The 16,957-nt window shown below is 60.9% G+C and carries 16 protein-coding genes; 6 read left to right on the forward strand and 10 right to left on the reverse strand.

Translation table 11 applies throughout. From position 1 onward, the window contains the following. Positions 1-211 precede the first annotated feature (211 nt). A complete protein-coding gene (locus tag BA011_RS08830; RefSeq protein ID WP_029875504.1) occupies positions 212-1,585 on the reverse strand; it encodes a class II 3-deoxy-7-phosphoheptulonate synthase in 1,374 nt (457 codons plus the stop codon). Positions 1,586-1,804: 219 nt separating this feature from the next. Here BA011_RS08830 and BA011_RS08835 point away from each other — a divergent pair, with 219 nt between their 5' ends. Beyond that, the gene (locus tag BA011_RS08835; protein ID WP_065280163.1) at positions 1,805-3,088 is read left to right on the forward strand and encodes a pilus assembly protein TadG-related protein; all 1,284 of its coding nucleotides are present in this window, start codon (positions 1,805-1,807) and stop codon (positions 3,086-3,088) included. A 168-nt stretch (positions 3,089-3,256) separates the two neighbouring features. On the opposite strand, the gene gor is transcribed toward BA011_RS08835, so the two are convergent. Beyond that, entirely contained in the window at positions 3,257-4,642 is a 1,386-nt protein-coding gene (gor, locus tag BA011_RS08840) for a glutathione-disulfide reductase (protein WP_065280164.1), read from the reverse strand. 199 nt (positions 4,643-4,841) lie between these two features. Between gor and BA011_RS08845 the strand changes: the two genes are divergently transcribed. Then, a complete protein-coding gene (locus BA011_RS08845; protein WP_026159907.1) occupies positions 4,842-5,054 on the forward strand; it encodes a hypothetical protein in 213 nt (70 codons plus the stop codon). A gap of 57 nt (positions 5,055-5,111) precedes the next feature. On the opposite strand, the gene BA011_RS08850 is transcribed toward BA011_RS08845, so the two are convergent. The 3 genes from BA011_RS08850 to rpiA all read right to left on the reverse strand — a co-directional run bounded on the left by BA011_RS08850 (position 5,112) and on the right by rpiA (position 6,766). Next, a complete protein-coding gene (locus BA011_RS08850; protein ID WP_065282464.1) occupies positions 5,112-5,396 on the reverse strand; it encodes an acylphosphatase in 285 nt (94 codons plus the stop codon). Positions 5,397-5,494: 98 nt separating this feature from the next. Then, positions 5,495-6,052: a DUF2059 domain-containing protein gene (locus tag BA011_RS08855; protein WP_065280165.1), complete on the reverse strand. Its 558-nt coding sequence runs from the start codon at positions 6,050-6,052 to the stop codon at positions 5,495-5,497. 15 nt (positions 6,053-6,067) lie between these two features. Further along, positions 6,068-6,766, reverse strand: a complete 699-nt coding sequence (gene rpiA / locus BA011_RS08860) for a ribose-5-phosphate isomerase RpiA (RefSeq protein WP_003540249.1) — start codon at positions 6,764-6,766, stop codon at positions 6,068-6,070. Between the two features lie 225 nt (positions 6,767-6,991). Between rpiA and BA011_RS08865 the strand changes: the two genes are divergently transcribed. Next, the gene (locus BA011_RS08865; RefSeq protein ID WP_186806523.1) at positions 6,992-7,708 is read left to right on the forward strand and encodes an HAD family hydrolase; all 717 of its coding nucleotides are present in this window, start codon (positions 6,992-6,994) and stop codon (positions 7,706-7,708) included. 303 nt (positions 7,709-8,011) lie between these two features. On the opposite strand, the gene BA011_RS08870 is transcribed toward BA011_RS08865, so the two are convergent. Then, positions 8,012-9,925 carry a L,D-transpeptidase family protein gene (locus BA011_RS08870; RefSeq protein WP_065280166.1) on the reverse strand — a complete coding sequence of 638 codons (1,914 nt, stop codon included), beginning with the start codon at positions 9,923-9,925 and terminating at the stop codon, positions 8,012-8,014. Between the two features lie 75 nt (positions 9,926-10,000). Continuing rightward, complete coding sequence (locus tag BA011_RS41285; RefSeq protein WP_151343411.1) at positions 10,001-10,267, reverse strand: hypothetical protein; 267 nt, start codon at positions 10,265-10,267, stop codon at positions 10,001-10,003. 61 nt (positions 10,268-10,328) lie between these two features. Between BA011_RS41285 and fumC the strand changes: the two genes are divergently transcribed. After that, positions 10,329-11,720 (forward strand): class II fumarate hydratase, encoded by a 1,392-nt coding sequence (gene fumC / locus BA011_RS08875; RefSeq protein WP_065280167.1) that lies wholly within the window; start codon positions 10,329-10,331, stop codon positions 11,718-11,720. A gap of 135 nt (positions 11,721-11,855) precedes the next feature. Here the strand turns inward: fumC and BA011_RS08880 are convergent, their stop codons facing one another. Then, positions 11,856-12,689 (reverse strand): VCBS domain-containing protein, encoded by an 834-nt coding sequence (locus tag BA011_RS08880; RefSeq protein WP_065280168.1) that lies wholly within the window; start codon positions 12,687-12,689, stop codon positions 11,856-11,858. Between the two features lie 193 nt (positions 12,690-12,882). Here BA011_RS08880 and BA011_RS08885 point away from each other — a divergent pair, with 193 nt between their 5' ends. Continuing rightward, on the forward strand, positions 12,883-14,490 hold the full coding sequence (locus tag BA011_RS08885) for a fumarate hydratase (RefSeq protein ID WP_065280169.1): 1,608 nt from the start codon (positions 12,883-12,885) through the stop codon (positions 14,488-14,490). A 24-nt stretch (positions 14,491-14,514) separates the two neighbouring features. Here BA011_RS08885 and BA011_RS08890 read toward each other — a convergent pair whose 3' ends face one another. Then, positions 14,515-14,721, reverse strand: a complete 207-nt coding sequence (locus BA011_RS08890) for a hypothetical protein (protein WP_065282466.1) — start codon at positions 14,719-14,721, stop codon at positions 14,515-14,517. 347 nt (positions 14,722-15,068) lie between these two features. Here BA011_RS08890 and BA011_RS08895 point away from each other — a divergent pair, with 347 nt between their 5' ends. Beyond that, complete coding sequence (locus BA011_RS08895; protein ID WP_065280170.1) at positions 15,069-16,136, forward strand: GGDEF domain-containing protein; 1,068 nt, start codon at positions 15,069-15,071, stop codon at positions 16,134-16,136. A 208-nt stretch (positions 16,137-16,344) separates the two neighbouring features. Here BA011_RS08895 and BA011_RS08900 read toward each other — a convergent pair whose 3' ends face one another. Then, the gene (locus BA011_RS08900) at positions 16,345-16,956 is read right to left on the reverse strand and encodes a pyridoxamine 5'-phosphate oxidase family protein (RefSeq protein ID WP_065280171.1); all 612 of its coding nucleotides are present in this window, start codon (positions 16,954-16,956) and stop codon (positions 16,345-16,347) included. Between the last annotated feature and the right edge of the window lies 1 nt (position 16,957).

The raw sequence follows: 16,957 nt of genomic DNA on the forward strand, positions 1-16,957 counted from the left end.
GGTGCGGGTGCACGATAACAAAAGCCCGGCGGTTCGCCGGGCTGCTAACAAGTCGACCAACTCCTCTTTCGTCATGCTCGGGCTTGTCCCGAGCATCTGCAGCCGGCGCAGCAGATCCCCGGCACAAGGCCGAGGATGACGTCGAGCAAAGAGCGAGGCCTGTCAATAAAAAGCCCGGCGAACCGGGCTTTTCTTCATTCATTTCAGGCTCTCAGCCGTTGGCGACCATCCGCTTTTCGTCGCGGCCGCCCTTCATGCGCTCGGCAAGCAGGAAAGCCAGTTCGAGTGCCTGGTCGGCGTTAAGGCGCGGGTCGCAATGGGTGTGGTAGCGGTCCTGCAAGTCTTCTGCGGAAACCGCGCGGGCGCCCCCGGTGCACTCGGTCACGTCCTTGCCGGTCATCTCGATATGGATGCCACCCGGATGCGAGCCTTCGGCGCGGTGGATCTGGAAGAAGCTTTCGACTTCCGACAGGATCCGCTCGAAGGGACGGGTCTTGTAGTTGTTGAGCGTGATCGTGTTGCCGTGCATCGGATCGCAGGACCAGACGACCTTTCGGCCCTCGCGCTCGACGGCGCGAATGAGCTTCGGCAGGCTGTCGGCGACCTTCTCATGGCCGAAGCGGCAGATCAGCGTCAGGCGCCCGGCCTCGTTGGCAGGATTCAGGATGTCGATCAGTTGCAGCAGGTCGTCGGCCTGCAGCGACGGGCCGCATTTCAGGCCGATCGGGTTCTTGATGCCGCGGCAATATTCGACATGCGCATGGTCGGCCTGGCGCGTGCGGTCGCCGATCCAGATCATGTGGCCCGACGTTGCATACCAGTCGCCCGACGTGGAATCCACGCGGGTCAGCGCCTCCTCATAGCCGAGCAGCAGCGCCTCGTGGCTGGTGAAGAAATCGGTCTCGCGCAGGCTCGGATGGTTTTCCGAGGTGATGCCGATCGCCTTCATGAAATCCATGGTTTCGCTGATGCGGTCGGCAAGCTTGCGGTAGCGCTCGCCCTGCGGGCTGTCCTTGACGAAGCCGAGCATCCACTGATGCACGTTTTCGAGATTGGCATAACCGCCCATCGCAAAGGCGCGCAGCAGGTTCAGCGTCGCAGCCGACTGGCGATAGGCCATGGCCTGGCGTTCCGGATTCGGAATGCGCGACTCCTCGGTGAATTCGATGCCGTTGATGATGTCGCCGCGATAGGCCGGCAGCGTCACATCGCCCTGCTTCTCGACATTTGACGAACGCGGCTTGGCGAACTGGCCGGCGATGCGGCCGACCTTGACGACCGGCAGCTGCGCGCCGAAGGTCAGCACCACGGCCATCTGCAGGAAGGCGCGGAAGAAGTCGCGGATATTATCGGCGCCGTGTTCGGCGAAGCTCTCGGCGCAGTCGCCGCCCTGCAGCAGGAAACCGTTGCCTTCGGCGACATTGGCGAGATGCTTCTTCAGGCGGCGCGCTTCACCTGCAAAGACAAGCGGCGGATAGCTGGCGAGCGTGGCTTCCGTTGCCGCCAAAGCGGCTGCGTCGGGATATTCGGGAACCTGCAGGATCGGTTTTTGCCGCCAGCTGCTCGGGGTCCAATTGTCTGCCATCTCACTCACCTGTTCTCACATCCATACCTCAGGATGCCCTCAATATACGGCGGCTTATAGACCTTTAGGTCAGGCTTGCAAAGACCATTCGCCGAGAGTTGTCGCCTCGCCGCCGCCGCCCGCCCTGCTCTAGTTAAACCAGCATATACCATGTCAATTTTCCTATATTTTAGACTTTCAATGTAGAACCGGAAAGAGTTTCAATTTCGGGGACATGGCATGGCAATCCTTCCGCCCGGTTTCATATCGGACCGCTCGGGCAATTTCGGCATCATGACGGCACTGCTGGTGGTGCCGCTCTTCGGTACGGCCGGCATGGCGGTGGATTTCGCCCACGCGCTCAGCTTGAGGACACAGCTTTACGCCGCTGCCGATGCCGCCGCCGTCGGTTCGATCGCGGAAAAATCCGGCGCGGTCGCAGCCGCGATGACCATGAGCGGCAACGGCACGATCTCGCTCGGCAAGGACGACGCCCGCAATATTTTCATGTCTCAAATGTCCGGGGAGCTGACCGACGTTCATATCGATCTCGGCATTAATGTCACCAAGACCGCCAACAAGCTGAATTCGCAGGTTTCCTTCAGCGCGACCGTGCCCACCACCTTCATGCGCATCCTGGGCCGGGACTCGATCACGATCTCGGGTGCGGCGACTGCCGAATATCAAACCGCCGCCTTCATGGATTTCTACATCCTGCTCGACAACACGCCTTCCATGGGCGTCGGCGCAACCGCGAACGATGTTTCCAAGCTGCAGGCCAAAACAGGCTGCGCCTTCGCCTGCCATCAGATGGACCAGAGCACCAACAACTACACCATCGCCAAGGGTCTCAGCGTCGCCATGCGCATCGACGTGGTGCGCCAGGCAACCCAGGCGCTCACCGATACGGCCAAGACCGAACGCGTCAGCAGCGACCAGTTCCGCATGGGCGTCTATACTTTCGGCACCAAAGCCGAGGACGCAAAGCTGACGACGATCTCCAGCCCCACATCCGACCTGACGAAGGTGAAGAATTACACCGACACAGTCGACCTGATGACCATTCCCTACCAGAACTACAACCAGGATCAGCTCACGAGCTTCGATAGCGCCCTGACCCAGATGAATACCATCATCGATCCGGCCGGCGACGGCACGTCGAATATCAGCCCCGAAAAGATCCTGTTCTTCGTTTCCGATGGCGTCGGCGACAGCTACAAGCCGTCGACATGCACCAAGAAGACGACCGGCGGCCGCTGTCAGGAACCGATCGACACCTCCTTCTGCAAGCCGCTGAAGGATCGCGGTGTCAAGATCGCCGTGCTCTACACAACCTATCTGCCGCTGCCGAGCAACGCTTGGTACAACAAATGGATCAGCCCCTTCCAGAGCGAGATCCCGACGAAGATGCAGGCATGCGCTTCGCCCGGCTTCTATTTCGAAGTAACGCCGACCGAAGGTATCACCGATGCGATGAAGGCGCTTTTCCTCAAGGTTATCCGCTCGCCGCGCATCACCAGCTAGCGCATCGACCCGAAAACGAAGTCGATTTTCGGAAAGCACAATGCGTCGTTCAAAAAGTTAGAGCGTCCTTTGTGCGTCCGAAAGGATGCACAGCGCTCTAATGCATGTCGCCCGGAAATGTGCAGCGGTTCCGGGTCAACGACATGCAGGGCAAAAGCCGGTCACGGCTCAAAGCCGCTTGCCGTCGCGGATCCGATAGCTCGGCGCATACATGGTGACGAGCTCTTCGGCGGCCGTTGGGTGCAGCGCCATTGTCCGGTCGAAATCGTCCTTGGTGCAGCCGGCCTTCAGCGTGATGCCGAGCAGCTGCGCCATCTCGCCGGCATCGTGGCCGAGAATATGGGCGCCCACCACCTTGCGGCTCGCCGCATCGACGATCAGCTTCATGATCATCCGCTCGGCGCGGCCGGAAAGAGTGGCCTTCAGCGGCCGGAACTGGGCGCGGTAGACCTCGAGTTCGGAATAGCGCTTGCCCGCCTCCTCTTCCGAAAGGCCGACGGTGCCGATCTCAGGCTGCGAGAAGACGGCGGTCGGGATCAGCTCGTAGTCCGGCCGGGTCGGATTGTTCTTGTACTCGGTCTCGATGAAGCACATCGCCTCGTGGATCGCCACCGGCGTCAGCTGTACCCGATTGGTGACATCGCCGAGCGCGTAGATGTTTTCGACATTGGTGCGGGAATATTCATCGACGATAACGGCGCCGCGCTCGTCGACGGCGACGCCGGCCGCATCGAGGCCGAGGCCTTCGGTGTTCGGATCGCGCCCGAGCGCCAGCATGACCACGCCGGCTTGCAGCGTGCCGTTGTTCAGCGTCTCCAGAATGAGCCCGTCCTCGCCTTTCGAAACCTTCTGCAGCGTATCGTGGCAGAGGATGCGGATGCCCTTTGCGGCCATCGCCTCGTGCAGCCCGCGCCTCAGATCCTCGTCGAAGCGCGACAGGATCTCGGCGCCGCGATAGATCAGCGTCGTCTCGACTCCGAGCCCATGGAAGATATTGGCGAACTCGACGGCGATATAGCCGCCGCCTGATATCACGATCGATTTCGGCAGCTCTTCGAGATGAAAGGCCTCGTTGGAAGAGACGCAGAGCTCATGACCGGGAAGGGCTGCATGCGGGTTCGGCCGCCCGCCGGTGGCGATCAGGATCGTCTTTGCCGTCACCGTATGTCCGGTCTTCAGCAGCCGGACGGTATGGGCGTCGACGAGTTCCGCGCGCGTTTCCAGGATCTCGGCATTGGCGCCGGCGAGCCCCTTCTTGTAGAGACCTTCAAGCCGGGCGATTTCGACATCCTTGGCTGCCACCAGCTTCTTCCAGTCGAAGCTGCTTTCGCCGACCGTCCAGCCAAAACCTGCCGCATCCTCGAAATGCTCGTGGAACTGCGAGGCATAAACGAAGAGCTTCTTCGGCACGCAGCCGCGGATGACGCAGGTGCCGCCGTAGCGGTATTCCTCGGCGATCGCCACCTTCTTGCCGAGCGATGCTGCGACACGGGCGCCGCGCACGCCTCCGGAACCGCCGCCGATGACGAAGAGGTCGTAGTCGTAGGAAGACATGAGGAGCTCCGGAAGGGAATCGCAGGAAGGATGTTCCTGATATAAGGGCGATCGTCATGAAAACAAAAGCCCGCTCCTGCGTCATCCGGTTCCCATCGCCGAATCTCCATTCCGGTTGACCAGTCACCGTTTGCGGTTGACCCGGTCGGCCGAGGCTGGCAGGCAATCCATGGGACGGAAAAGAATTGCGGAGCAAAAGATGGATCAAACTCTCTTCAGCAACCTGTGCAAGGCTGGCAAATTCAAGGAAGCGCTCGGCCTCGCCATTCAGGGCCACGAGCATGAAAAATACACGCCGAGCCGCTTTTCGATCGACAAGAAGACGAGACTGCCGATCTTCTATCGCGGCAACAAGCGCGTGGAGCCGGATGAGGAGGGTGTGTGGCAACTTGCAAAGAACCCCAACCCATAGGGGCTGAGTTGCGGCGCATATGCGTTGGCAATTGAATCTGCCTAGCGATTGCTGCTGTCAGCGGCTAATGCGGAATTCCGACGGCTTCTTCTCAAGCTGGGCTGCTTCCGTCTCGACGCCCGAAACCGACGCCCCCAAAGGCCCGCGCCTGAAACGCTCGATCATTGTCGTGATGGCGGTGTCGGGTCCTGCGATCACTGCGACGACCGCCCCGTCCTCTTCATTGCGAACCCAGCCCGTCAAACCGAGCCGGACCGCCTCGTCGCGCGTCCAATAGCGAAAACCGACACCCTGGACCTTGCCGGATATCCGCACTCGGACGGCCTTATCATGATCGGACATGTCTGCAGTCACCTGAAGCCTCGCCAACGGCATTTGCCGCATCATATCAAAAAAGCCCGGACGATGCCGGGCTTTCGCAAATTTGAGGGGGGCAGGCCTTACTGCTGGGCAGCCGGTGCCGGAGCGGTCGGGCTGTCGGTTGCCGGCGGCGGCGCCTTGATGACCTTGGAAAGCTCGGCGTTGCTCTGCTTTTCCAGGTCGCGGGAAATGCCCTGCGCCCAGATGTCGGCAGCCTTCGCTGTCTCGCGCGAGGCGACCGGGCCATCGCGCAGCAGCTTCTTGCCGACGTCGGAATTATAGAAGTCGGCGATCGCCTTCAGCTCGTCGACGGTGAAGGTCTTGGCATAGGTGAGTGCCGCCTCCTTCTCCAGATCGCCGCGGCGCGGCGCCAGCGCCAGCGCCTGCGCGTCGACTGTCGACGAAATAACGTCCTGGTAATTGGGCGAATCCTGGATCAGGCCGGCCTTCAGGCGCTCGGCAAGACCGGGCAGGATGTTGTCGAACTGGGCAGTGGCGCCGATGGCGTCGATCGCCGCGCGGGAAGCCTTCAGTTGCTCTTCGGAGACCTCCTGCGCATTGGCGGCGGAGCCGAAGGCAAGCCCGGAAAGAACGACGGTCGCAGCGGCGAGACGGCCAAGACCTGCAATGTTCATCATGAGTATATGCTCCTGTTATCTGTTTGCCTGCAGCGTGCGCGCACCCGCAGGACCGGCAATGATCGCAAGTGCCGCCATATTGATAAAGAGCCCGTGTTCGACGACGCCGGGTATGGAATTCAGCTCGCTCGAAAGCGCCTCTGCATCAGGAATGCGGCCAAAAGATGCGTCGATGATGTGATGACCGCCATCCGTGGTAAACTCTCCGTCACCCGACTGGCGCAGATCGAGTTCACCGGAAAGACCGAGCCGTGCCGCGACCTTTTCGATGGCGATCCGCGTCGAGACGAGCCCGAATGGATTGACCTCGATCGGCAGCGCGAAGGCGCCGAGCGTTTCCACCAGCTTGCTCTCGTCGGCAATGACGATCATTCGCTCGGAGGCGGCCGCGACGATCTTTTCTCGCAACAGTGCGCCGCCGCCGCCTTTGATCAGCCTGAGCGCCTGATCGACCTCGTCGGCGCCATCGATCGTCAGGTCGAGTGCCGGCAGTTCGTCGAGCGACTTCAGCGGCACGCCGAGTTCGACACAGAGCCGCGCGGTTCGTTCGGACGTCGGAACGCCTTCGACCCTGAAACCGCCCGCGACCTTCTCCGCCAGCAGGCGAACGAATTCTTCCGCCGTGCTGCCGGTGCCGATCCCGAGACGCATCCCGCTTTCGACATGGGCGAGTGCGGCCTCGGCGGCCTTGATCTTCATTTCGCGGGCATCCATGCGCCGCCAGCTCCTGATATTGCGTTCGATGTGCTGTTTACACGGCTCGCCTGGCAAACGAAAGTCAAAATCATCACGGAAAATGAAAAGCCGAAACAGAGGCCTGCAGCCTTCCCAACCATCGCCGGACGTTGCTTTCCGCCGCACGACCGCCTACCTCAGGGACGATCCATCGTTCCCTAGGACGATCCATCGCTCCTCAAGACGACCATCGCTCAAAGAGATATGCCCTTGACCCCTGTTCCCGCTCGCCCGGCGCTCGTCGTCTTCGATCTCGACGGCACCCTTCTCGATACCCATGTGGATCTGGTCGAGAGCCTGAACCATACGATCGCGGCCCTTGACCTCGAGCCGGTCAGTTACGACGACCTCACCCATCTCGTCGGCCAGGGCGCGCGCGTGATGATCGAGCGCGCCTGCCGGCTGCGCGGTCATCCGCTCGACAGCGACGCGCTGCCGCCGCTGGTCGAGCGTTTCGTCGCCCATTATGCCGGCAATATGCCCGGCCATACCGAGCCATATCCCGGCCTGGTCGCCGCCATGGACCGGCTGAAATCGCAGGGTTACCGCCTCGCCGTCTGCACCAACAAGATGGAGAGCCTGGCGCTCGGCCTGCTCGACAAGCTCGATCTCACCCGATATTTCGACGCCATCACCGGCGGCGACAGCTTCGAATACCGCAAGCCCGACGCCCGCCACCTCACCGGCACCATCGAACGCGCCGGCGGCGACATCGCCCGCACAGTGATGATCGGCGACAGCGTCAACGACATCGCCGTGGCGAGAAACGCCGGCGTACCGTCGATCGCCGTGCCTTTCGGCTATTCCGACGTGCCGGTTTCAAGCCTCGATCCGGGTGTTATCATCACCCATTTCGATGAGTTGACACCGGAGTTGGTGGAAACGCTGTTGCGGGAATATGCGGAGAAGGTTGCCGTCTGAAACGTGGCGATCAGCCGTATGTCTTTGCGATCGCGGCCCCTCATCCGACCCTTCGGGCCACCTTCTCCCCGCTGGGGAGAAGAGGGAGAGCAAGTTGCTTTCGCTCGTTTCCACAAACGGCGCTTTCAGGAAGGGCGAGACGCCGCCACGATTCCGCTTCTCCCCGGCGGGGAGAAGATGCCGGCAGGCAGATGAGGGGGCCACACGGCACGTCCTCTCCTCTTATTTCTTGCACGCAGATACCCCAAAACAAGCCGGGCGGCCCAAAGACCGCCCGCCAGCATCACTAATCAGAGCTGATTATCAGATCTGCGCCCCACGCGCCATGCTCGTCGCATCGAAAGCCTTGTCGACATAAGCGTCGCGGCCGTAGACGTCGTCGAAATATTCCACCACGCCGTCCTTGTTCGGCCAGGCGGTGAAGTAGGACACATAGACCGGGATCTTTTGCGGCACACGCACCGCATGATTCTGCCCGCTGGCGATCTGCTTGGCGACGTCGTCGACCGTCGTGCCGAGCACGGCGGCCGCCATCGCCCGCGGATCGGCAAGGCGTACGCAACCGTGGCTCAGCGCCCGCATGTCGCGCTTGAAGAAACTCTTCGACGGCGTGTCGTGCATGTAGATCGCGTGGCTGTTCGGGAACAGGATCTTCAGTTCGCCGAGCGCATTGTCGCTGCTTGGCGGCTGGCGCACCGAAACATTGTTGGTCGAGCCGTACCAGTCGACGCTCGACGAGGCGACGGCGTGGCCGTTCACTTCGACCTCATAACCGAGCTGGTCGAGATAGTTCGGATCCGAGCGCAGCTTCGGCAGCATCTCGTTGATGATGATCGACTGCGGCACGCCCCAGAACGGGTTGAACTCGACCGTCTCGATTTCGTCGTCGAAGAAATAGGTCTGGTTATTCTTGCCGCCGACCACCACGCGCATCGACAGCTGTTCCTTGCCGTCATTGTGGTAGTAGACCATGTAGGCAGGCTGGTTGATCATGACGTAACGGGAACCGAGATCCTCCGGCAGCCAGCGCGCCTGCTCCATGGCGACAACGAGCTTGTCGATCTTCGAGGCATTGGTATCGCCGCCGGTCATGGCGCGCACCGTCGCCTGTCCGATGACGCCATCGGGCTTCAGCCCACGCTCTTTCTGGAAATCCTCGACCAGCGAAACGATGTCGGGCGAATAGTCGATGCTGCCGGCGTAAGCAGCAAGCGTTGCTGCATGATCGGTCCTCAGCGTTTCGGAACCGTGCTTGCCGATCGCCTTGACGATATTGGCGATCTCCGGCGAGCTGTCGCCAGGCCTCAGCAGCCTGTCGAGCGAAACGACGATTCGCTCCTCATTGCCGCCGTCGGCGGCGCGAAGCTTGGCAAGCTCCGCCTTCAGCGCCTGGAATTGCGGACTATCAGGCGAGCGGCTGGCGATGTAGGCGTCGACATCTGGGCTCATGCGGGCAAGCTTCAGCACCGGGGCCAGATTGACCACCTTGCGCTGGAAATCGTGATAGCCGGAGATCTTGTTCGGATCGATGCGGCCGCGCACCGTGTCCTGCACGAACGCCAGCACTTTGGCCGAGAGATCGAGCTCGAACTGTGTCAGCGCCCGGTCGCGGAAGGCGGGATCGGGATTGGCCGGATCGATATCAGGCGTCTGGACGGCGTAATCCGCCGGGTCGAGGCCAACGGAGGACGCATCGGCAAGTACCAGTATCGCCGACTTGGCGCGGTCGTTGATCTGGTTGCCCTCGACCCAGACGAGCGGATTGCGGCTGTCGCCGTAATAGGCTTCGAGCGCCTTTGCGACGTCGGCATTGGCGCGCACCTTGGCCTGCGCCAGGAAACGGCGCTGCACGGCGGGTTCGGCGGCGGCATCGCCGCTGCCCGAAACATCGGCAACCGCGCCGGTGACGACCGGATCGGCGAACCTGCCGGTATCGACGAACTGCAGCGTCTCGGTTTTATAGGTGTAATAGCGCGGACCGCTCACTTTCGGCAGCGGCGCTTCCGGGTCGAGCCCGCCGAGCGATCCGCCGACGCCGCCCCGCTGGCCTACGCGGCCGGGCGGCATCTGGTCCATGAAGATAGTGCTCTGGGTCCGCTGCCTGTCGCCGCGCAGCATATCCATCAGTGTGTAAGCATGCGCGGGAGCGGCGCTCATCACTGCCACGCCGCAGGAAATTGCCAACGCGGATGCCGCGCTTTTAAAAACGAAGGTCATATATATTCCAGTCCCGGTGTCATGCTGTTCTCAGCTCAAATCCCGCGAAATTCAAGCAGCGTAGGGCCTCATTGATCAGAAACCGGCGTGCGCCGCCAGCGCCGGCGGACTCAATTCTATGTGACGGAGATCCTGCCCGGCGCCGCCCAGCAGTTCACACAAAATTATGAAATTATTAGTTAATTTTTTACCGAATTTTCGCCCCCAGACCAGTCCGGCGAAAACGCCCGGACGCATAAAATTTCCAAAGTGGCTTAAAAGGCACGCCGAAAAGCCCGCGCAAACATGACTGCCGATTTCAATATTTCGCACAGCGTCCAGTTTTCTTGTCGGACTTTCCAACCTATAAGACCTCATCTTTCGAAAATGCCTGAAAACAGCATGTAAAGGGAAGGCAAGGCCGATGACCGCAACCCGCACCGAAACCGATACTTTTGGCCCGATCGACGTCGCTGCCGACCGATATTGGGGCGCCCAGGCCGAGCGTTCGCTCGGCAATTTCAAGATCGGCTGGGAAAAGCAGCCGCTGTCGATCGTGCGCGCGCTCGGCATCGTCAAGCAGGCCGCCGCCCGCGCCAACATGGCGCTCGACCAGCTCGACCCGGCCCTCGGCAAGGCGATCGTCGAGGCTGCCCAGGAAGTGATCGACGGCAAGCTGAACGACCATTTTCCGCTTGTGGTCTGGCAGACCGGTTCTGGCACACAGTCGAACATGAACGCCAATGAAGTGATCTCCAATCGTGCGATAGAAATGCTCGGCGGCGTCATGGGTTCCAAGAAGCCGGTGCATCCGAACGATCACGTCAATATGAGCCAATCGTCGAACGACACCTATCCGACGGCCATGCACATCGCCTGCGCCGAGCAGATCGCCCATCACCTGCTGCCGGCCCTGAAGCACCTGCATGCCGCCCTCGACATGAAGGTCACCGAATTCAGCCACATCATCAAGATCGGCCGCACCCACACCCAGGATGCGACGCCGCTGACGCTCGGCCAGGAATTTTCGGGTTATGCCGCCCAGGTCGGCTCCGCCATCAAGCGCATTGAAATGACCCTGCCCGGCCTTTGCGAGCTAGCCCAGGGCGGTACTGCCGTCGGCACCGGCCTCAACGCGCCGGTGGGCTTTGCCGAAAAGGTCGCCGAAGAGATCGCCGCCATCACAGGTATGCCTTTCGTCACAGCGCCGAACAAGTTCGAGGCGCTCGCCTCGCATGACAGCATGGTCTTTTCGCACGGCGCCATCAATGCGGCGGCGGCCGCCCTCTTCAAGATCGCCAACGACATCCGCCTGCTCGGTTCCGGCCCGCGCGCCGGCCTCGGCGAGCTGGCGCTGCCGGAAAACGAGCCCGGCTCCTCGATCATGCCCGGCAAGGTCAATCCGACCCAGTGCGAAGCGCTGACCCAGGTCTGCATCCATATCTTCGGCAACAACGCGGCTTTGACCTTCGCCGACAGCCAGGGCCATTTCGAACTCAACGTCTACAATCCGATGATGGCCTATAATTTCCTGCAATCGGTGCAGCTGCTCGCCGACGCCGCCGTCTCCTTCACCGACAATTGCGTCGTCGGCATCGAGGCGCGCGAGGACAATATCAAGGCCGGCCTCGAACGCTCGCTGATGCTGGTGACCGCCCTCGCCCCGAAGATCGGCTACGACGCAGCCGCCAAGATCGCCAAAACAGCGCATAAGAACGGCACGACGCTAAAGGAAGAGGCCCTCGCCAGCGGCTTGGTGACCTCGGAAGAGTACGACGAGATCGTGCGCCCGGAAACGATGATCGGGCCGAAGTAGGAAGGTCGCATAGGCCACAGCCCCTCATCCGGCTGCCGCCACCAACCGGGGTCGAGCCACAGGTCTCGACCCGTCCTTCGGACCCCCGCTCGCGGGGAGAAGGGGATATGCCGCAACGCCTCGACTCCCTCCAGTCTATAGCAAGGCAAAAAGCGAAAAGTTGTCCATCACGACGGAATTGCCCATGAAATCGAACCGGATTTCTTCGATGTCTTCGAGATTGACCTCGAGAGTGGGGCCGGTGACCTCGAGCTCCTGCTGATAAACGATCTGGCCGTCGTTCAGCGCGGTGAGCGTCAGGTGAAAGGGCGCTGCCGACAATTCGGCAATCGAAACGCTCTGAAAGGTGAACTCCCCGCCATCGAGCATTTTCAAGCTTACGGGCGCAGAACCCGGCGATAGAACGGTATCGCTGAAACCGTCCTCGGTGATGGCGTCGACACCCGGGATGGTATCATAGACATACCCGTTCAGAAGCGTCACCTCGTGGCTTCCATTCACCGAGAGCGCAAAGTTGCGATAATCAGGCAGAGAGAAATTATCGGCCCTCGATGTGACGCCCAAATCGTCGAAATCCAGGATTTCGTGGTATTTTTCGCCTTCGTTGACGCCGTCGATCGCAAGGGTCAGCACGCCGAGGTCCGTGCCCCCTGAGCCATCGGACATCTTGAAGCTCAACTTCTCGATGAGCTGATCGTATTTCGTTAAATTTTTCACGACGTCGAGCGTGTAGTCCAGCTCGTACTCGAAGTGACCGTCAGGTTTCAGTTTGAAGGTTCCGTATTCGCCCCTTATGATCGTTTCGTGGTCAGGCCCATGTTTGGCGTCGATACGCACGCCATTGACGAAGCGAACATACATGTCCGCTCCCTCGGGATCGCTGGAGAGGCGCAGCAGATTCCCACGGATCCAATTGTCTTCGAAAAAAACGAGAAGGTCGTCGACAGCAGTTGGCTTTGCATTTGTCATTGGAAGCCCCGGCAGGTTAACGCTGCCGGGAATATGTACTGGCATCGAACAGAAGGCAACTTGAAGTCGTCTTTTTGTCGGACCGATTTCGACGCTTTGCCTCATCCGCCGCGCGTGGTCCTGATTGCTTTTGCCCCGCGGCGGATTTAGACCGGTTCCAATCTAGCGACGCCCTACCAGAAAGGTCACTTCGATGGCTGACGATCTCTTCCCCCTCGGCAAGGATACCACCCCCTATCGCAAGCTCAGCGGCGACCATGTCTCGGTCGACACGTTCAAGGGCCAGGAGATCCTGACCGTCGAGCCGGAGGGGATCCGCCTGCTGGCCGAAACCGCCTTTGCCGACATCAACCATCTGCTGCGCCCCGGCCACCTGAAGCAGCTCGCCTCGATCCTCGACGATCCCGAGGCGACCGACAATGACCGTTTCGTCGCCTACGATCTCTTGAAGAACGCCAATATATCAGCCGGCGGCGTGCTGCCCATGTGCCAGGACACCGGCACGGCGATCATCATGGGCAAGAAAGGCCGCAGGGTCTGGACCGAAGGCGAGGATACGGCAGCGCTCGCCCGCGGCGTCATGGACGCCTACGAGAAGAAGAACCTGCGTTATTCGCAGCTGGCGCCCATCAAGATGTTCGAGGAGAAGAACACCAAAAACAACCTGCCGGCCCAGATCGACATCTATGAGGAAGGCACCGACGCCTACGAATTCCTCTTCGTCGCCAAAGGCGGCGGCTCGGCCAACAAGACCTTCCTCTATCAGGGCACGCCCTCGCTCCTGACCCATGACCGCATGATCGACTTCCTTAAGGAGAAGATCCTGACGTTAGGGACGGCAGCCTGTCCCCCCTACCATCTGGCAATCGTCATCGGCGGCACCTCGGCCGAGATGAACCTGAAAACCGTCAAGCTCGCCTCCACCCGCTATCTCGACGAGTTGCCGACCGAAGGTTCCGAGAGCGGCCACGCTTTTCGCGACGTCGAGATGGAGAAGGAAATCCACAAGCTGACCCAGCAGATGGGCGTCGGCGCCCAGTTCGGCGGCAAGTATTTCTGTCATGACGTGCGTGTCATCCGCCTGCCCCGCCACGGCGCCTCGCTGCCGATCGGCCTCGGCGTCTCCTGTTCCGCCGACCGTCAGGCCAAGGGCCGCATCACCCGCGACGGCATCTTCGTCGAGCAACTCGAAACCGATCCGTCGAAATACATGCCCGAGATCGACGAGGCGAAACTGTCGGAATCCATGGTGCGCATTGATCTCAACCGGCCGATGGCCGAGGTGCTCGCCGAACTCTCCCGACATCCCGTCAAGACACGGCTGTCCTTGACCGGCACCATCATCGTCGCCCGCGACCTCGCCCATGCCAAGATCCGCGAACGGCTGGAAAAAGGCGAAGGCATGCCCGATTACCTGAAAAACCACCCGGTCTATTATGCCGGTCCCGCCAAGACGCCGGTCGGCTACGCCTCCGGCTCCTTCGGCCCGACGACGGCCGGCCGCATGGACAGTTACGTCGATCAGTTCCAGTCCTTCGGCGGCTCGATGGTGATGCTCGCCAAGGGCAACCGTTCGCGCGCCGTGCGCGAAGCCTGCAAGAAACACGGCGGCTTCTATCTCGGCTCGATCGGCGGCCCCGCCGCCCGTCTTGCCCAGGACTGTATCCGCAAGGTCGAGGTCTTCGAATATCCCGAACTCGGCATGGAAGCGGTCTGGAAGATCGAAGTCGAAGACTTCCCGGCCTTCATCGTTATTGACGACAAGGGCAATGATTTCTTCCAGGAGCTGAATTTGGGGTGACGGCAGGCTGCGTTTCCGGCTGCTCTACCGTGCGGACACCTTATCCGACGCGGTGACATCCCGCGCCGTCACCGCCCCGCCCACGCTCACCTCATCCCCGGCATCGACCCTTGCCAAGATCTCCGTGCGGAACGCGCCGGCAAAGAAGCCGGTGTGCTCCAGCAGCAAGGTGCCGGCGGCGAGCACGGTGAAGGTCAGGATGGCGAAAGAAATATGACGGCGGGTTTCCACGATCTCACGCCTTGGCTTGCAGGCTATGATCGGGTTTGCCACCAAGAAATATCACCCCGAAATTCCGGTACTGCAATACGAAACGGCCAAAACCAACTGTCGACAAGATGAATACGGTCTCCGGCAGAGAAGAACTGTAAGTTTTTCAGACACCGCTCCCGCTCAGCGAGTATGCACTGTCCCACTAAAGATACGTTTTTCCGTGGAGAATCATAGGCCTGATCGAAGTAGTGCCCCATGGGGCACTTGTCGTATGTAATCTTTGGTATATATCGCTTTAATCTTTTCCCAAGAAATTTAAGCTAACAAATAGAATATTGCCATTGAATATATGAGGAGTTCGCCGGATGAATACGGCTGTCGCGCCCAAGGTGCCGGTTCCCGACGTTGCGGGTCAGATCACCTATGCCATGCGCTCCCTGGGCGTCGCGCCGATACCGCGCAATTACCAACTCTTCTACGAGGCCTATATCGGCTCCAATCCAACCCTCACCCGCGAGCTCGCGGCCCTCGGCGGCCAGGTGACCCAGGCCGAACTCGATGCGCTCGGCGCGCAGCACTTCACCCACAGCCCGGCCCGTGTCTTCGACGACGCCCATACGCGCATATCAGGCGAACTCGATGGCCTGTTGCGCATTCTCAGGCAGGAGCAGAGTTCGCTGGAAAGCTACACCAGACTGCTCGGCGAGACCCACAAGCGCATCACCTCCAAGAGCAATGCCAGCGTCGAACTGATCGAAAACGCTATCGATCTCCTGAGCCAGGCGACCGGCGACACTATGGCGCATGGCGAACGCACCGTCGAGGACGTCGTCCAGCGCTCGCAGGAGATGGATCAGGTCCGCAAGGAACTCGACGAATACAAGCGCATCGCCAACACCGACTCGCTGACGCGCCTTTCCAACCGCCGCGCCTTCGACGACCGCCTCGCCGCCATCTTCGACAACTCGAGCATGCGGCCGGTGACGGCGCTGCTGCTCTGCGACATCGACAATTTCAAGAAGATAAACGACACCTACGGCCATCCAGTCGGCGACAAGGTGCTCGCCACCGTCGCTTCCGTCATCCGCAGCAATGTCCGTCGCGACATCTTCGTCGCCCGCACCGGCGGCGAGGAGTTCGCCCTCATCATCGATGGCAACACGCCCGAGGAAGTCACCGGCATCGCCGAGCGCATCCGCCGCACGCTGGAGACGACACCCTTCAAGAATTCCCGCACGCGGGTGAATTACGGTCCGGTCACCGTCTCGATCGGCATCTGCATGGCCTCCAGCGCCGGGGATGCCGGCGAACTCTACAGCAAAACCGACATCGCGCTCTACGGCGCCAAGAATGCCGGCCGCAACTGCACCATCCTCTATCAGGACGGCATGCAGAAGGATTTCACCAAGAGCTGGCTGATTTATAAGACGTGAGGGCCTCCCACGCCACACGCACGCTGTCACCGACAGGTGACGGCGACAAGCTGCTGGCACTCCGGCCAACTCCTCTTTCGTCATGCTCGGGCTTGTCCCGAGCATCTGCAACCGGTGCAGCAGATCCTCGGCACAAGGCCGAGGATGACGTCGAGTAAAGGCCGAGGTTTGTCAAAAAACTGAGCCGTCACAACAAGATAACGGCGTTTTACCACATCGTCTTCGCCGCCCGCCCCGGCCATTCCCGGTCGTAGGTTTCCTGGTCGAAATCGCCGGTTGCGGCCTTCAGCATCTGCCCGGGCGTCGGCAGCTTCGCCGGATCGACGAAGTGTTCTCCATTCCAGAGCTTGGCCCTCATTACGGCGCGCGCGCATTGGAAATAGACCTCGTCAATCGAGATGACGACGACGGTGCGCGGGTGTTTGCCGTCCATCTCGAAGCTCGAAAGCAGCGCCTCATCGTCGGAGACGACGCCGCGGCCGTTGATGCGCATCGTCGTGTTCGAGCCGGGGATCAGGAACATCAGCGCCAGCCGCGGATCGCGCACGATGTTGGAGAGCGAATCGACCCGGTTGTTGCCGCGCCAATCCGGCAGATGCAGCGTCTCGTCGTCGGCGACGCGCACCACGCCGCCGAGATCGCCGCGCGGTGAACAATCGAGCCCTTCCGGCCCGACGGTCGCAAGCGCCGCAAACGGTGAGATCTCGATCATCTCCCGATAGAGCGGGGTCAATTGCTTCGTCACCTTGGTTACCGAGGCCGGCGAAAGTCCGGCGCCATAGATCGTATTGAGCTCTTCGATGCTGCTGATGATTTTCATG

Origin of the sequence: Rhizobium leguminosarum (genome assembly GCF_001679785.1) — a bacterium.
GTDB classification, from domain to species: Bacteria; Pseudomonadota; Alphaproteobacteria; order Rhizobiales; family Rhizobiaceae; genus Rhizobium; species Rhizobium leguminosarum_R.

Bases quoted from the DNA above. Each gene is read 5' to 3' on its own strand.
- BA011_RS08830 (WP_029875504.1), bottom strand. From the start codon at position 1,585: ATGGCAGACAATTGGACCCCGAGCAGCTGGCGGCAAAAACCGATCCTG.
- BA011_RS08835 (WP_065280163.1), top strand. From the start codon at position 1,805: ATGGCAATCCTTCCGCCCGGTTTCATATCGGACCGCTCGGGCAATTTC.
- gor (WP_065280164.1), bottom strand. From the start codon at position 4,642: ATGTCTTCCTACGACTACGACCTCTTCGTCATCGGCGGCGGTTCCGGA.
- BA011_RS08845 (WP_026159907.1), top strand. From the start codon at position 4,842: ATGGATCAAACTCTCTTCAGCAACCTGTGCAAGGCTGGCAAATTCAAG.
- BA011_RS08850 (WP_065282464.1), bottom strand. From the start codon at position 5,396: ATGTCCGATCATGATAAGGCCGTCCGAGTGCGGATATCCGGCAAGGTC.
- BA011_RS08855 (WP_065280165.1), bottom strand. From the start codon at position 6,052: ATGATGAACATTGCAGGTCTTGGCCGTCTCGCCGCTGCGACCGTCGTT.
- rpiA (WP_003540249.1), bottom strand. From the start codon at position 6,766: ATGGATGCCCGCGAAATGAAGATCAAGGCCGCCGAGGCCGCACTCGCC.
- BA011_RS08865 (WP_186806523.1), top strand. From the start codon at position 6,992: ATGCCCTTGACCCCTGTTCCCGCTCGCCCGGCGCTCGTCGTCTTCGAT.
- BA011_RS08870 (WP_065280166.1), bottom strand. From the start codon at position 9,925: ATGACCTTCGTTTTTAAAAGCGCGGCATCCGCGTTGGCAATTTCCTGC.
- fumC (WP_065280167.1), top strand. From the start codon at position 10,329: ATGACCGCAACCCGCACCGAAACCGATACTTTTGGCCCGATCGACGTC.
- BA011_RS08880 (WP_065280168.1), bottom strand. From the start codon at position 12,689: ATGACAAATGCAAAGCCAACTGCTGTCGACGACCTTCTCGTTTTTTTC.
- BA011_RS08885 (WP_065280169.1), top strand. From the start codon at position 12,883: ATGGCTGACGATCTCTTCCCCCTCGGCAAGGATACCACCCCCTATCGC.
- BA011_RS08895 (WP_065280170.1), top strand. From the start codon at position 15,069: ATGAATACGGCTGTCGCGCCCAAGGTGCCGGTTCCCGACGTTGCGGGT.
- BA011_RS08900 (WP_065280171.1), bottom strand. From the start codon at position 16,956: ATGAAAATCATCAGCAGCATCGAAGAGCTCAATACGATCTATGGCGCC.